We start from the raw sequence: 14,748 nt of genomic DNA, 5'->3' as shown, positions 1-14,748 counted from the left end.
GTTTTCCCCATTTCGCTGTTCAGCGATTGAGTTTCTGCAGCAGTTTTGCGCGCAGACGCCGCGCGGTCATATTGTCCAATGCCGCCAGCGGCCCTTGCGCCGCTTGCGGCAGATGGGCGCGCGGGACTTCGGCATCACCGAACAGGTAGTAATCGAACAGTGCTCTCCACGCCTGCTTTTCTGCTTCGGGTCTGTCCCGCAGGCTGAGCATGCCATGCAGCAGGGTGTTCATGGGCGTATCCATAAACGCAGGAGTCTGGTTCCACCAGTAGTTCACCATCACGTTGAAGTTGGCCCTTGCCTCCACCTGATGCCACCACAAAGCGGGATAAAACAGCACATCTCCCGGTGACAGATCCGCGATCAGCGCGCTCTCCATTGCTGCACGAAAATTCGGATGCCGGGCAAAGTCGGGGCTCTGGAAATCCACCATACTCACCACCTGCCCACCCGGGGTCGGTTCCAGTGGCCCGGGGTAAAGATTGGCAACCTGCTCCGGCGGAAACAGAGTAAAACGCCGTTCTCCCACCAGAGAACAGGCGATATTCAACGAGGTATCGAAATGCGCACGCGCTACGGTGCGATTGCCGACCCAGATGCTCGCAAGTGGAGAAAAGTGTGTGAGCGCTTCACACTGCGGAAGCAAGTCGTTGGTTTTCCGAAAACCCGGCAGACAGGCATCGATGGTTGTGGAACCGATATACAGAGAGGGCGCTCCCTCCTGGGAAAGCGTCTTTTCGACCTGCTGCAGAAAATCGTTCAGCACAACCCGCTGTGCGGAAAAGTTGAGACCTGTCAGCGAATCGTTGTAGCCGAATTTCCCTTCAATCTCCGGCGGGCCGATGTAGGCGACCAGTGGTGAACCATTGTAAAACTGCAGCAGATAATCCATGGCTGCCTGAGGCGACTCCAGCCCCTCTGCGACCAGCGGCCAGTGCCGGGCAAAACCGCGGATCACAACCGGCGCATCCCCCTCAACCAGTGCATCCAGCGGCAGTACATCGAGGGACGCCCCCTCAATATCGTTTACGCGTTTTTCAAACATCGCTATTTAGCTCCCCGGCCCAAACCCGAATCAGATTGCGTTAGTACCGGCGCGCTATGCTGCGCGCGCCAATACCCGCTTTTTCTTCTCTATCAGGCGGGAGATATTATTGAGCGAAGCGACCACAAGAAATGCGTACTTCAGAAAACCGGCGCGGTGTAACGACGCCAGTTCGGATGGGTTCAATGCGGCGAGGCGCTCCTCGTTGATTGTGCTGAAGTGCTCGATGGTGTACTGCTCGCTCTCACTGAGTTTGAGCTCGAGCTTCACCGGCGCGATCAAATCACAGGCGGCGAACGCCTCAAACATGTGCCGGTTTTCCGACGCACCTCGATGAATCAGCTGCAGAATCCCACTGATCCGTTCCAGGTAAGGCGTGTTCCCGCCATGGGGCAAAAACACCGGCTCTCCCTGCTGCCGGCTAATCCGTGGGCTGCTCATATCCACGTGAATCATCGGTTCGCCGCCGCTTTGCAGACCGATCAGAAAGGGCCCCCGCGCGCGTACCGCCGGTACATAATCCGCCTGCCAGCCCGTGTTATCCAGGTACAGATTTTCGTCGCGGTCCAGCCCCAACAGCGCCACCGACTGGTACTCGCCACTCTCGTTATCGCGAAAAAACAGGATTGGGTATTCACGCTGTAGGTGCTGGTACTCCGAAGGAAAAACCAGAACCTGATTGACGCCATCCCCCAATTCCGCTGCGTAATCGGTGCGAACCTTGAGATCGTGATGCTTGACGTTATCCAGTAGTACAGATTGGGTCATCTCTCTCACCTTATTGTTTTTATTTTGTCTTTTTTACAACGCAGAAAGGGACCACTGCAAATGCAGCGGTCCCCCGGTTAAACACTCGTCATTTCTGCTGATACCAATGTCGAACAGGTCCGACATGGATACCATCAGAATTTGTACTGCGCACCGATCAGATAGCGCGCATCAAGTTCCTGAGCAAACCAGACATTACTCTTGTCGCGACCGAAGTGAGTCAGACTTTCCTCCGTCAGGTTCAGGCCCTCAAACAGTACAGTCAGGTTATCGGTGACCTCGTAGCTGATATTCATATCCAGCTGACCGAATTCGTCCACGTAGACCGGGTTGTTGGAGGCACCGCGGTTAACCTGCGACAGGAACTCATCGCGCCAGTTGTAGGCCAGTCGCGCCGACACACCGAAGTTCTCGTAGATAAACGCCAGGTTGGCACTGTCACTGAGACCGAGTAGCGCGAACTGCGTCGCGGTCGGGTCGGCGCCATTATTGAAGCCAACGTCCCCACGTACAGTGGTCAGGTTGGCCTGCAGGCCAAATCCGCTTTCCCCGAAAAAGTGTTGCGCCGCCAGCTCAAAGCCATGGATCTTCGCTTCGCGGTTGTTGACCTTGGAGGTCACATCAAATTCGAAGAACGGGTCGTCAGCATTCGCGACCACATCGTAGTCGGTCAGAATTTGATCCACATAACCCTGCGGTAGGTTGCCATCCACCAGCTCCGCTTCAAACATGGACTTCGCATCGGCAATACTGAAATTATCGATCAGTGCAGTCATGGTGAAGAGGTGCGCCTCGCTGGCGTCTACTCCCAGGTCTTCCAGGGCGTCCAGGGCGTCACCGGAGCGAGTACCCGGCGCGCCGGAGCTTGGGTCACGCAGGTCAAACAGCGACTCACGGAACTTACCATCACCGATAAAGTTAGCCACACGTTTCTCATAGAACCCTGCAGAAACATAACTGCTGTCTCCGTAGTACCATTCAACCGACAGATCAAAATTATCCGACTCCAAAGGCTGCAGTTCCGGGTTGCCGCGGGAACCGACTGGTACCACCCCTAAAGCAGTGGGCCCGGAGGGCTTTTCCGCTGACACAGATGAGAACAATGCCGCATAGTCGGGGCGAGCGATGGTCTTGCTGTAAGACACACGTCCTTTGAGGTCTTCGCGCAGATCGATGGAGAAATCGAGACTTGGCAACAGATTGTTGTACTTGCCGTCCAGGCTTACAGGAAGTACTTCATCCGAAAGTTTGCGTTCGAAGTCATTGTCCGCCTTCCAATGCATCCCAGAGGGCACATACACTAGCGAGGTGGATGTGGTATCGGTCTGTTCAAAGCGGGTACCGACGACCAACTGTGTTGGGAAACTGCCCAGCTCGCCATCCAGAGTAAGCTGGAAGTATGCGGACTGAATATCTTCCTCAACCGTATTGAACAACTGAGTGTCAATATTGTCAGCCGTCCACGGCTCAACCATTGCAGAGTAAAGTTCGCCGGCATTTCCGCGGTACACGGTGAGGCCATCACTGCCGGTATTAAAGTCTTCAAACATACAGGTCATGCAGAAGGCTTCCACCAGATCGGCGGGGACGTCTGGAGTGCGGTTACCCCAGCCACCCAATGTTTGAGTTGTGCGCATATTTTGCTGAGTCATATCCGACGCAATACTGCTCAGGCCAAAATCGATGCGGCCGTTCTCCAGCTCCCAGCTGCCGTCAATTGCGAACTGATCAATCTGGTGCTCCTGGCTGGCGGTGGTGGTTCGCACAACGGAAGATGCCAGTTCATTGGCATCCAGCTGGCCATTACCGTTGTAGTGATCGTCATTGAAAACAATGTCGGAAACCGGGAAGCCGCTACTTACATCCAGGGTGTGGCCATCTACTACAAAGGCGCCAATGCCAAAGCGAATAGAGCTTGTGCCCATGGGCCCATTAGGGTTCGACTTGGACTGTGAGGTGTGAGCGTCAAAACTGAAACTCAGTGTATCCGTGGCATCCCAATCGGCGTTGAAGCCAAAGGACTCGAGAGTGTTTTCGGTTGAACGCAATTGCTGCTCGAGTCCCAGGTCTTTTACATCGCCCGGCACGTCCTGATATTGATAAATGGGGGTCGACACGGTGGAGTTGCCGTCAAAGGTCATCTCACTGCGAATGGCATTAAACCAGTTGCCCTGGTCCACGCGCTGCTCGGTCTGCTCGTTGTTTGCGTACATGGCGTCCGCAGTCAGGGTGAGATCTTCCCGCGGGCGGAACTGCATGGTGAGCTGGGCATTGGTGCGCTGACGTTCGTTTGTGGAGACGTGGTAGCGGCTGTCCTTGGGAATAGCCACCAGCTGATCGTCGTCCGGGGCATTATTGATAATCGTGTCGTTGCCGACAAATTCACTGGAGCCATCGTTGATGGTAGCACCGGTGCGGATGTCCCAATCGTTTACTGTGGAACTGCGGGTGCCACCATTGCGCTCCTGATAAGAGCCAAACAGTGCCACCCCGAAAGTTTCTTCTTCATTGGTCCAACTGAACAGTCCGGAAGTTTCCGGGGTAATGTCCTCACCCTCAAAGTTCACCCCGGTGTCGTGCATCCCCTTCACCCCCAGAGATGCCTGAATACCGGGATTTTCCAATGGGCGAACAGTATTGATGTTCACAGTGGCACCAATCCCACCGGTAGGGGAAGACGCGCGGCCGGTTTTGTACACTTCCAGCCCTGCAACACCTTCGGACGCCAGGTTCGAAAAGTCGAAAGAACGCCCGGTACCGGCATTACTGTTTTCTTCTACTGATTGATCACCACCCACCATGGACACATTGGAGGTGGGCATCTGGCGACCATTCAGAGTCACCAGGTTAAAACTGGGGCCAAAGCCGCGCACGGTAATCTCCGAACCCTCACCATTGACGCGGTTGATGGACACACCGGTAATCCGCTGCAGGGACTCTGCCAGGTTGGTATCGGGGAATTTGCCGATGTCTTCGGCGGAAATGGCATCAACAACGCCGGCGGAATCGCGCTTGATATCCATGGCACGCTCCATGGAGGCGCGAATGCCGGTAACGGTGACCTCTTCCAGGGTGGTGTTTTCCTGGGCAAACAGCTGAGGCGCACAGGCCATGGAGGCAATCGCCGCCACTACTGCACCGGACAATTTCTTGCGTTCGAACATTTGGGTTTCCCTCTTCGCAATGTGCCGCCATGGGCTCTCTCGATCCGTTTGAAGAAAGAGGCTGGCGACGATCTTTGGTTATTGTTTGATTTTCGACAGTCGTCCGCGCTGCGGGGTAAGGGCAGGATAGGGGCACCCCGAGCGTCTTCTCCCCACGCAATTGTGCGGGGAATGCAGCCCTATCTACCCAAGAGGACGATTCACGAGAATTAATAGTCCCCCCTACCCGCGCTTAAAATTGACATCCGGCCGCTGCCAGGCGCACGCAACTGCAACTGGCGCAGCCAGCGCCCACAAAAAAAGCCAGCGGTTACCCGCTGGCTTTCCTGTTTACACCGTGCGCTGATTGGGATCAGTTACAGATGGCACCGGTAATCTCGGGCACCTCGGCAACGCCTTCGGATTTTTCACCCTGCACGCCGAAAGTGACGGTCTGGCCGGCACCGATGGTTTCGTTCCAGCTCAGGTTACTGGCGGTAAACGGCCCCATGCCATTGACGATGGCATTCCAGGTATTGGTGAGCACCGTATCATCCGCGTACTCCCACTCCACTTCCCAGCCGGTTACCGGTTGGTCGCCGATATTGGTCAGGCGTACTTCTGCGGTAAAGCCACTACCCCAGTCATTCGAAACCACATATTCACACTGAACGCCGCTGCCCGCGTTGCCTCCAGAGCTCGAGCTGGAACTGGAGCTACCGCCGGAACTTGAGCTTGAGCTGCCGCCAGAGCTGGAGCTGCTACCGCCTGAGGAAGAAGAGGAGGAGCTTCCACCGGAGGACGTGCCACCGGAAGATGAGCTGCTGGAAGATGACGAGCCACCACTGCTGGAAGAAGAACCACCGCCGGAGCCACTGCCGTCAAACGCGACATCGACACAACCGTGGAAACGCTCGTATGTGAAGTAATTCCGCCCCCACTCACCGTAAATGATATGGCGCCCTTCCCGCTCAGGTACCTCACAGGTGGTGTGGAACAGGTTGCTGGCTTTTTCGGCCACCACTGCCGGGTTGCCATCGGGATCTGTATCGTCGTAATTCAGTACACAGAAAGGCTCGTCTTCGAATGCATCCCAGGTGAGCGTGCTGCCGACCTGATAGACAAAATCTTCACGGGTAATCCAGTACTTGAACTCTTCGGTATCGTCCCAGTGCGGACCCCAGCTGATATTCCAGGAGAAGGTCTGGGGGCCGGCACTCATTGAACTGGTGGGCCAATCCAGCTGGTGATCCCACGGTGAGGGCCCACCGTTCCAGGTTTCGCTGTCATAGCCACACACATTGGTGGAGTCGCCACCGGAACGACCAATGGTATGGGTCAGCACGCTCATAAACTGGTACATACCGTTGGAGTCCAACTGTGCGGCCTCCACGCAGGCCGGTGTGGTGGCCTGATCCGGTTTTTCATTCAAGCCACAGTGGGCGTTTCGCGACGGGGGCTCAACCATCAGCCCGTGGCTGAATGCCGCGCTGGCAAATAGTGAGGCACTCAACGCACCAGCCCACTTTAGCCACCTCTGTGGTTTCGAACTGCGAATTTTCATTTTCCGTATCCTCTTGAGTCAGCGTTGTATTGATTTGCTACCAGAGAAGGGACGGGCAGGGACAACCGAGCGCCCCCGGCACCCTGCGACAAAATGCCACAGTGTGGATAACATCAAGCTTCAAGGGCAAAAAAGGCGCAAGTCCAGATAATGCGCAGTTTGTCATGGCAACCGTAAAAACACGCCCTCCAAGAGTTCAGAGCCCCCTAACCCCGGGGCCAGTAGAGTGGCGAATCGTGTTTGGGGTTCTCCTCCCCCCCTTGAGAGGAGGAGGCTAAACAGCTACGAGACTGGCACACTAAAACTGTACAATTGCGTCTCCGGGGTTCTTAAGTGCTTCTGGTCGATAGGAATCCCGGCTCAAGCCCTGCTAATCGGTTATTGCCATGCTCCTAGCCTCCAAGTACAGCCTCCCCGACTGCCCGGAACACACCCTGCAGAGGCCCCGGTTACAGTCCCTTCTGGAACAGAGCCAGAGTGACCAGCTGTTACTGGTTACCGCCCCCGCCGGATACGGTAAAACTACCCTGGTCACCTCCTGGGCCGCGGAGCAGGACAACCCGGTGGCCTGGTACTCCCTCGACGGTGGCGACAACGAACCCGGCCAGTTCTGCCGCTACCTGGTGGAAAGCGTGCACCGCGCCACCGGCAACGGCGTGCCGGAGACCAGCAAAATTCTCGCCGCACAACACAACCTCGACCCCTCCCTGGTGATCAGCCAGATGCTGTCGGAGCTGCGCCAGCTCCCCAGTGAGCTGCGTATTGTTCTCGATGACTACCACCAGATAGACAACCCGGCAGTGCACGACGCCACCCGCTTCCTGCTGCGCCACGCCCCCGCCGGTATCGGCGTGGTCATTACCAGCCGCAGCCAGCCACCACTGGGGCTCGGCGCCCTGCGCCTGCAGGGGCGACTGCTGGAGCTGGGCCCGGAAGACCTGGCACTGACCACCGACGAGACCACCCAGCTGCTCGCCCGCCGCCTGCCATTCGCCCTTGGCAGTGACCGCGTTGCGCAACTGCACCAGCTGTCCGAGGGCTGGCCGCCGGCGATTCAGATGTTTGCCCTGTCGGTGCGCAACCAGGAGGAGGTAGACCGCTACCTGGGCGAACTGGAGCAGGGTCACGGACATATTCTCGATTACCTCGCCGAGGAAGTGCTGGAACGACTGGAACCGGAACTGCGCCAGTTACTGGCGCGCACCTCCATTCTCACCCGGGTCAACGGCCTGCTGGCGGAGCGCCTGAGTGGCCAGAGCGGCGGCCAGCAGCAACTGGAAACCGCTGCCAGTCGCGGGCTATTCCTGCAGGCACAAGATTCCAGTCGCCAGTGGTTCCGCTTCCACCCGGTGTTCGCGCGCTTCCTGCAACGGCAACTGTCCGACGGCGACGAACTCACCCAGCTCCACCAGACCGCCAGCGACACCTGGCAGGAGCTCAACCAGCCTCTGGAAGCCCTGCGTCACGCGCTCAAGGCCGAGGATCGCGAGCGGGTACACCGGCTGATCGACGAGCAGGGCGAGCAGTTCCTGCGCGAGGGGCAGTTCCGGGTACTCAACGACAGCCTCACCTGGCTGGGTGAAGATCAGATCAAACGCCATGCGGGCTTTACCCTGCTGGCGGCGCGGCTTGCCCGCGACAGTTTCGACTACGAGCGCTGCAACAAACTGCTGGCGGCGGCCGAGAGCTGGCTGCAGCGCGAAGACCCCAAACAGTGGCAGGCGTATGAAGGTGCTTTCGCCGCGATGCGCGCGCAGGTTTCCGTGTCCCGCGGGCAGATCCTCAAGGCCAAGGAATACGCCCAGGAAGCCCTCGAACTTCTCCCCGCAGATCAGCTGAACGAGCGAATATCCGCGCAGCTGGTGATCGGCGAAACCAGCTTCTGCCTGGGTGAACTGGATCAGGCCATGCACCATATGGAAGCCGTGGAAAAGGCCACCATCGCCCGCCAGGATATCCCCAATGCCGCCTGGGCCCTGTGCCAGCAGACCGAAATCGCCTTTGCCAACGGCCTGTTGAAAAAAGCCGCCGCGCTGCAGGCCCGCGCGCAACGCCTGGTGGAAGAGCACCACTTGGTGGGCCTGCCGATCTCCGAGTTTATCTACCGCCTCAAGGGCCAGTTGCAATGGGAAGCCGGCGACCTGGACGGCGCAGCCGACTCTGCCCGCCGCGGAATGCAGATCAACCGCAAGGTGGGCGAGCGCTGGCTGCTGCCGGAATACACGTTGCTACTGAAGGTGGCACTGGCGCGCGGCGACAAGGACGAGTGTCTGGAGTGGATGGAGCGGGTCGAACACCTGCTCGCCGGTGAACAGTATCACCGCGACTGGGTAGCCAACGCGGGCGCAGCGCGCATGCGGGTGTGGCAGGCCCTGGAAAATACCGAGGCAATTGCTATCTGGCAGGAGCAGGCAGAGCCGGTGGCAGATCGCCCCAGCAATCACTTTGAACAGTGCCACGGCCGCAACCACGTGCGCGCACTCATAGCCCTGCACCGCTGGTCCGACGCCAACCGGCTGCTGGGCCGCCTGCAACAGGTGGCAGAGGAGTGCGGCCTGATCACCGACCAGTTGCGCAACCGCGTCCTTGCGGCGCATCTGGCGTGGCTGCGCGAGCGCCGCGAACAGGCCCTGGCACATATCCGCGCCGCACTTACCATCATGCTGGACAGCGACCTGACCGCAAGCTTCCTGCAAATCGGCAAGCCGATGATCGTGATTTTGAAAGCGGCGCTCGAGGAAGCCGGCGAACAGGCACTCAGCGAGAACCTGCAGGAAAAGGCCCAGCAGCTGATCAAACTCGCCCAGCAACAGCCGGAACTGGGCGGCGGTATCCGCATCGAGCTGGACGAGACCATCGTGCGGGAAATCCTCGCCAGCGACGCGGTGCCCGATTTCCTCCGCCACTCCCCCCTCACCCCCCGGGAGTGGCAGGTGCTGAATGCCATTCACTCAGGCCTCTCCAACGAGCGCATCGCGCGGCACTTCAAGGTCGCCCCCAGCACTATCAAGACGCATATCCGCAGCCTGTATCAGAAGCTGGATGTGAAAGACCGCCAGCAGGCCATCGCCCTGGCCGAGCAACTGTTGCGCTCGGTGCAGGACAAGCCCTGAAGCGAGGTCCAAATGGGCAATAAAAAAGCCGGTTTTAACAACCGGCTTTCAAGGATTTTCGCATTTCCGGTGCGCCTGCTGGCTCCGGTGGATAGATATTGGTGGGCCATTTCAGAGGGGCGAATACTTTGCAGAGCTGCATGTTTCCGACTTCGGCTTTAATCTTGTCGACCTTGGCTTGAGTTTCAGGCCCGAGTTCCAAGGCTATGCTGTTGAACACATTATCCTGAAGCTCCTGCATCGGACTAGTATCGAAAGCTAAATTACCGTTCTCGTCACGGCCGTAGTATTCCTGCACAAAGCAGACTTCAACGAAGTGCTGATTGGTCACCGGAAACACGAACAAGTGATCAGGTAAAGCGAGATCGCTGGAGTCTTCTCCCTGATTGTAAATTTTGAAACTGGCACTGGGCACAGGAAAATGATGATGACACTGCCAATCTACAGGACCATAGTACCGCGCAATATGCGAATCCTCATTTTCCCAGTTTTCGTGACCGTATAGCTCGTTTAAATATCGAACTAGCACAACTTCAAAAGCTTTCGGATTTAAAAAGGAAATATTGGAGAAAGTACAGTTCTCGGCACGGCCAATCAAAGCAACACTCATCCTAAGCTCGCCCTTACACCCGCTCATCCACGGTCCGTAGAAAGCCCAATTTCTTGCTAGCAAAGAAATTCTCCCCCAATCTCGATTTGCCATAACACCTTCAGCAAATCGACCAAGCCGCGGATCAGCCAACACATCTCGACCTGGAATCACTCGTACCTGCTTTACTGTTGACCGCCGTGGACTATGGTTTGGAGCTTTTATTTGCAGAGCACTCCCGCCAAGTTGTATCTCGATCCTAGAAGCCGAGTTAAAGCTCGGACCTTGCGGGGAACAATAGGTATGTTTTTTACGCCACTCCAATGGTGGGTACTTAATCAAATTACGCATGGAATCCCCTCATAATTTGTAGCGCCGACGCAAATCCTGAGCCACACTTTGACCTATCGCATATATCGCTCCAGCCCCACCAATTGCAGTAGCAATACCACCTAGCATTGCGGCTGTTGGGCTAGTCATAATTGCAGCGGTTACACCAACGGGAGTGGAAACGCCCACGACACCCTTAAACCATGCGAAGGCGTGGTACCCGCGATTGTATGAATCATCATCGTTATTCAGTCGATCCCCCGCAACTGAGAACTGACTTAATATACCCCGTGGGTTCAGACCGGTATTGGCAAAACTCTCATTTAGGCTCAAGTTTAATTTATGAGCCAACTTGAGCGCATTGCCAGGAGAAGTGCGCGGCTTATGAAGATATACCGTGTGGCCTTCCAGCGTCACCCCCTTGCTGACAAGTATTTGCATCGCTTGGGTTAACACTGCTGATCCACCAAAGTCTGCCACCCAAGCAACATTTTTGACTTCGCGCGCACTCTCCATACTTGCCGCCAGATGCAAAGCTGACGCGCGGGAATGATCAATCATCAATGCGTTGTAGCTTCTGAGACCGCCTATAGGCTTAGAACCAGGTGTAAAATGTAAGTCGGCACCACCTTCCCGAATACCTACCGTGTTCTTGCCGAAAAACTCTAATGCCCCTGGGATGCTGTAGGAGGCTGCATCTATAGCGGATTCATATCCTGAGTCCGCTACGGTTACCAAGCGCCCTTTTTGCTTATGCACTTTGCCATCTTGGACATATTTAGTCTCCCACCGGTCCCGTTCTTTTCTGACGCGATATAGTCCCAGCTTGCTTCGCTCTTTGGCCAGTCCCTTAATTTCGAAATATTTGTCATCTAGGTCCAGCTCCAAAATACAAAACTGATCATTCATCCATCGCACCACAGTTGCCTTCAGTCCCGGCAAGAACACATAATATTTCTCACTACCGGTGCCACGCTGGCGCTCACCGGGCCGTACATACACGTTGTTTTTACCCAACATACCGGTGGTCAGTGCATTCAGTTCCTTGACGGCGATACGCGCCCAGTGGTGATTGCGGTCTGCAGCCGCCTGCAGGCGGTCGTAGACCGGTTTCAGCTCGGGGGCGCAACTGATGGGTTTGCCAGCGCGTTGTCCGGCGATCAGCGTGGTGTTCTTTGGAGAAAGCTGGAGAGAGGTACGTGGGAGACTCATGCGATTCCTTGCCGTATTTCAATTCCCTGTGAAAGTGCCCAGAATCTTAAAGAGCGCTATAACCCCCTTCAAGGACTATTGGGTGCACACCCGTACCACTTTTGCAATCAATGGTAGATGCGCTGCGCTTATCCACCCTACGCAATACCGCACCTGCCTCCGCCCACCCGTAGGGTAGATAAGCGCAGTGCACCTACCGCCTCGCCCGGTAGAATGCCCGGGCCCTGCCCTGTATTCTCCCCCTACCGCCCTCACCTCAAGCAAGCGAAAGCATAAGCTTTATATGGACCACTCCCTAAACGACGAGCAAGACGACCTCGAATTTCTAGACGCCACGCTGGAGAAGTACGAGTCGGAGCACAGCATTTTCAACGCCTCCGAGCTAGAGGGGTTTCTTACCGCCATTGTGTCGGGCCCGGAGATCATTTTACCCAGCGAATGAATTCCGGAAATCTGGGGTGGCGAAGACCAAGTGCCCGAGTGGGAGAGTGAAAAGGAGTTTTCGCGCTTTGTTGACATCGTTTTCAGGATTATGAACAACAGCGCAGACGTTCTTCTCGAGGAACCGGAAGCCTACGAGGCCCTGTTCATCGAAGATGAGGAAGGCCAGGAAGTTGTTGGCCTGTGGTGCTTCGGATATATGCGCGCGGTTGCATTGCGCGCCGATCTATGGAGCACGCTGCCCGAGGGTATCGAAAGCGCCCAGGCATTCATCTCCCTGCACGCCACAGAACAAGGAATTGCGCTACTTGATACGTTCACAGAAGAACAAAAAGCCGACGCCCAAGCCGAAGTCGAGCCCTCCGCCCGCATTCTCCACGCTTACTGGCTGGATCAGCGTCAGGATCAAATGCCGCCCCCCGTTGCTCAATCGGAGCCCCTCCTTGCCGAGCCCAAGATAGGGCGCAATGAGCCTTGCCCTTGCGGAAGCGGGAAGAAATACAAGAAGTGTTGCCTGCATTGATGCAGCAATAGCGAAGAGCGCACTCCGCAACAGGGTGGATGCGCTGCGCTTATCCACCCTACGCAATGCCAGCCCCTCCTCCGCCCACCTGTAGGGTAGATAAGCGCAGCGCATCTAGCAGTTCATACCGCCAAACCACCGGGAGGCCACAGTAACCGGACCCCTCCCCCCTTTCAGGGAGGAGGTAAGCGGGCACCAGCGCCGCCATACTGACCCTAAGCTAATAGCTATCCATAAAAAGCTTTCAAAACGGACTCACGGTATGAGCGGTATTCACAACGGAAATCCAAACGGGGAATGGTGGCGCAACAGCGTTATCTACCAGATCTACCCCCGCAGCTTCTGCGACGCGAACGGCGACGGCATCGGCGACCTTCAGGGTATCTGCCAGAAGCTGGACTATGTGAAATCACTCGGCGTGGACGCCATCTGGATCTCCCCTTTCTTCAAATCGCCGATGGCGGATTTCGGCTACGACGTATCCGATTATCGCGATGTGGACCCGATCTTCGGCAATCTTGACGACTTCGACCAGGTTATCGAGAAATCTCACGCCCTGGGCCTGAAAGTCATTATCGACCAGATCCTGAGCCACACCTCCGACCAGCACCCCTGGTTCGAGGAGAGCCGCGCGAGCCGCGACAATGCCAAGGCGGACTGGTACGTGTGGGCGGATGCCAACGAAGACGGCAGCGCGCCGAACAACTGGATGTCCAACTTCGGCGGCAGCGCCTGGCGCTGGTGCACCCGCCGCCGCCAGTACTACCTGACCAACTTCCTGAAAGAGCAGCCGGACCTGAACCTGCACAACCCGGAAGTTCAGGAGCAATTGCTGGCAGACCTGAAATTCTGGCTCGACCGCGGGGTCGACGGTTTCCGCCTGGACGCCATCAATCACGCGTTCCACAACCGCTCCCTGGAAAGCAATCCAGCGCGTCCGGTGAAGCTGGACAAGAACGGTCTGCCGCCGGTGAACAGTTACGAGTACCAGTGGCACATTCACGACAAATCCCAGCCGGAGAACCTGGTGTTTCTGCAACGGGTGCGGGAACTGATGGACCAGTACCCGGGCACCACCACCGTGGGCGAAGTGGGCGACGACAACACCCACAAGATCATGGCCGAGTACACCACGGAAAACCGCCTGCACATGGCCTACTCCTTCGACCTGCTGTCGGAAGACTGCAGCGCGCAGTTCCTGCGTGACACCCTGGAGAAAAACCGCCAGGTGATCGAGGAAGGCTGGCCCTGCTGGTCCATCTCCAACCACGATGTGCCGCGCTCTTTCACTCGCTGGAACAAGGGCTTCGACCCGGAAGCCGCCCGCGCCCGCGCGCCGCTGTTCTTCCTGATGCAACTGATGCTGCGCGGCAGTGTGTGCATGTACCAGGGTGAAGAGCTGGGCCTGCCGGAAGCGGAAGTGGCTTTCGAAGATTTGCAGGACCCCTACGGCATCAACCTGTGGCCGGAATTCAAGGGCCGCGATGGCTGCCGTACCCCCATGCCCTGGTTCAACGGCGGTGAGATCAACGCGGGCTTCTCCAAGGTGAAGCCGTGGCTGCCGGTTGCGGAGGAACACTACCACCTGGCCGCTTCGGTTCAGGAAGACGACCAGTACGCCATGCTGAACCGCTTCCGCGATCTGCTGAAATGGCACGCCGCACTGTCGCCGTCACTGGCCACCGCCAGCCAGAAAATTCTGGACAGCGGCGATGACCTGCTGGTCTTTGAGCGCGGTGACGGTGAAAGTGAAGGCTACTTCGTGGTGCTGAACCTGGGCCATGAGGCCGCCGAATTTACCCTGCCGGCGGAGTTTGCCGGCAGCGAAGACATGACCCCCAGCTGGTTTGCAGGCACCGTAGATGGCGATACGGTTAAATTACCGGTGGCTGGCGCGCGGGTCTTTTTCCGCAAGTAACCCGCGGCAGTCACCACCAACGAACAGGTATAAAACATCACAAAATTCGGACTTTATTGAGAAATTGGCGCGCCCTTGCGCACCTGTATCGAACCGCTGGCA

At 57.0% G+C, this 14,748-nt stretch carries 8 protein-coding genes and 1 pseudogene; 3 read left to right on the top strand and 6 right to left on the bottom strand.

Going from position 1 to position 14,748, the window contains the following annotated elements:
- Positions 1 to 19: 19 nt before the first annotated feature.
- From ACYX4K_RS00485 to ACYX4K_RS00470, 4 genes are all read right to left on the bottom strand, one after another.
- Positions 20 to 1,045 carry a cupin-like domain-containing protein gene (locus ACYX4K_RS00485; RefSeq protein WP_475090753.1) on the bottom strand — a complete coding sequence of 342 codons (1,026 nt, stop codon included), beginning with the start codon at positions 1,043 to 1,045 and terminating at the stop codon, positions 20 to 22.
- A 54-nt stretch (positions 1,046 to 1,099) separates the two neighbouring features.
- Positions 1,100 to 1,813, bottom strand: coding sequence for a SapC family protein (locus tag ACYX4K_RS00480; protein WP_475090754.1), 714 nt, complete (start codon positions 1,811 to 1,813; stop codon positions 1,100 to 1,102).
- A gap of 134 nt (positions 1,814 to 1,947) precedes the next feature.
- On the bottom strand, positions 1,948 to 4,977 hold the full coding sequence (locus ACYX4K_RS00475; RefSeq protein ID WP_475090755.1) for a TonB-dependent receptor: 3,030 nt from the start codon (positions 4,975 to 4,977) through the stop codon (positions 1,948 to 1,950).
- Between the two features lie 352 nt (positions 4,978 to 5,329).
- Entirely contained in the window at positions 5,330 to 6,520 is a 1,191-nt protein-coding gene (locus ACYX4K_RS00470) for a lytic polysaccharide monooxygenase (RefSeq protein WP_475090757.1), read from the bottom strand.
- Positions 6,521 to 6,906: 386 nt separating this feature from the next.
- Here ACYX4K_RS00470 and malT point away from each other — a divergent pair, with 386 nt between their 5' ends.
- Positions 6,907 to 9,633 (top strand): HTH-type transcriptional regulator MalT, encoded by a 2,727-nt coding sequence (gene malT, locus ACYX4K_RS00465; RefSeq protein WP_475090758.1) that lies wholly within the window; start codon positions 6,907 to 6,909, stop codon positions 9,631 to 9,633.
- A gap of 34 nt (positions 9,634 to 9,667) precedes the next feature.
- Here malT and ACYX4K_RS00460 read toward each other — a convergent pair whose 3' ends face one another.
- Complete coding sequence (locus tag ACYX4K_RS00460) at positions 9,668 to 10,573, bottom strand: hypothetical protein (RefSeq protein ID WP_475090759.1); 906 nt, start codon at positions 10,571 to 10,573, stop codon at positions 9,668 to 9,670.
- Positions 10,574 to 10,582: 9 nt separating this feature from the next.
- On the bottom strand, positions 10,583 to 11,764 hold the full coding sequence (locus tag ACYX4K_RS00455) for a hypothetical protein (RefSeq protein ID WP_475090760.1): 1,182 nt from the start codon (positions 11,762 to 11,764) through the stop codon (positions 10,583 to 10,585).
- Positions 11,765 to 12,047: 283 nt separating this feature from the next.
- Between ACYX4K_RS00455 and ACYX4K_RS00450 the strand changes: the two are divergent.
- Both ACYX4K_RS00450 and ACYX4K_RS00445 read left to right on the top strand, forming a co-directional pair.
- A pseudogene (locus ACYX4K_RS00450) lies at positions 12,048 to 12,728 on the top strand (UPF0149 family protein).
- Positions 12,729 to 12,990: 262 nt separating this feature from the next.
- A complete protein-coding gene (locus ACYX4K_RS00445) occupies positions 12,991 to 14,646 on the top strand; it encodes an alpha-amylase family glycosyl hydrolase (protein ID WP_475090762.1) in 1,656 nt (551 codons plus the stop codon).
- The last annotated feature ends 102 nt before the right edge of the window (positions 14,647 to 14,748 follow it).

This window comes from Microbulbifer sp. ABF4_107 (assembly GCF_056312215.1).
Note: the sequence above shows the minus strand (reverse complement) of the source record. Positions and strands in the feature narration are given on the sequence as shown.

Bases quoted from the DNA above. Each gene is read 5' to 3' on its own strand.
- ACYX4K_RS00445 (WP_475090762.1), top strand. From the start codon at position 12,991: ATGAGCGGTATTCACAACGGAAATCCAAACGGGGAATGGTGGCGCAAC.
- ACYX4K_RS00475 (WP_475090755.1), bottom strand. From the start codon at position 4,977: ATGTTCGAACGCAAGAAATTGTCCGGTGCAGTAGTGGCGGCGATTGCC.
- ACYX4K_RS00470 (WP_475090757.1), bottom strand. From the start codon at position 6,520: ATGAAAATTCGCAGTTCGAAACCACAGAGGTGGCTAAAGTGGGCTGGT.
- ACYX4K_RS00460 (WP_475090759.1), bottom strand. From the start codon at position 10,573: ATGCGTAATTTGATTAAGTACCCACCATTGGAGTGGCGTAAAAAACAT.
- ACYX4K_RS00485 (WP_475090753.1), bottom strand. From the start codon at position 1,045: ATGTTTGAAAAACGCGTAAACGATATTGAGGGGGCGTCCCTCGATGTA.
- malT (WP_475090758.1), top strand. From the start codon at position 6,907: ATGCTCCTAGCCTCCAAGTACAGCCTCCCCGACTGCCCGGAACACACC.
- ACYX4K_RS00455 (WP_475090760.1), bottom strand. From the start codon at position 11,764: ATGAGTCTCCCACGTACCTCTCTCCAGCTTTCTCCAAAGAACACCACG.
- ACYX4K_RS00480 (WP_475090754.1), bottom strand. From the start codon at position 1,813: ATGACCCAATCTGTACTACTGGATAACGTCAAGCATCACGATCTCAAG.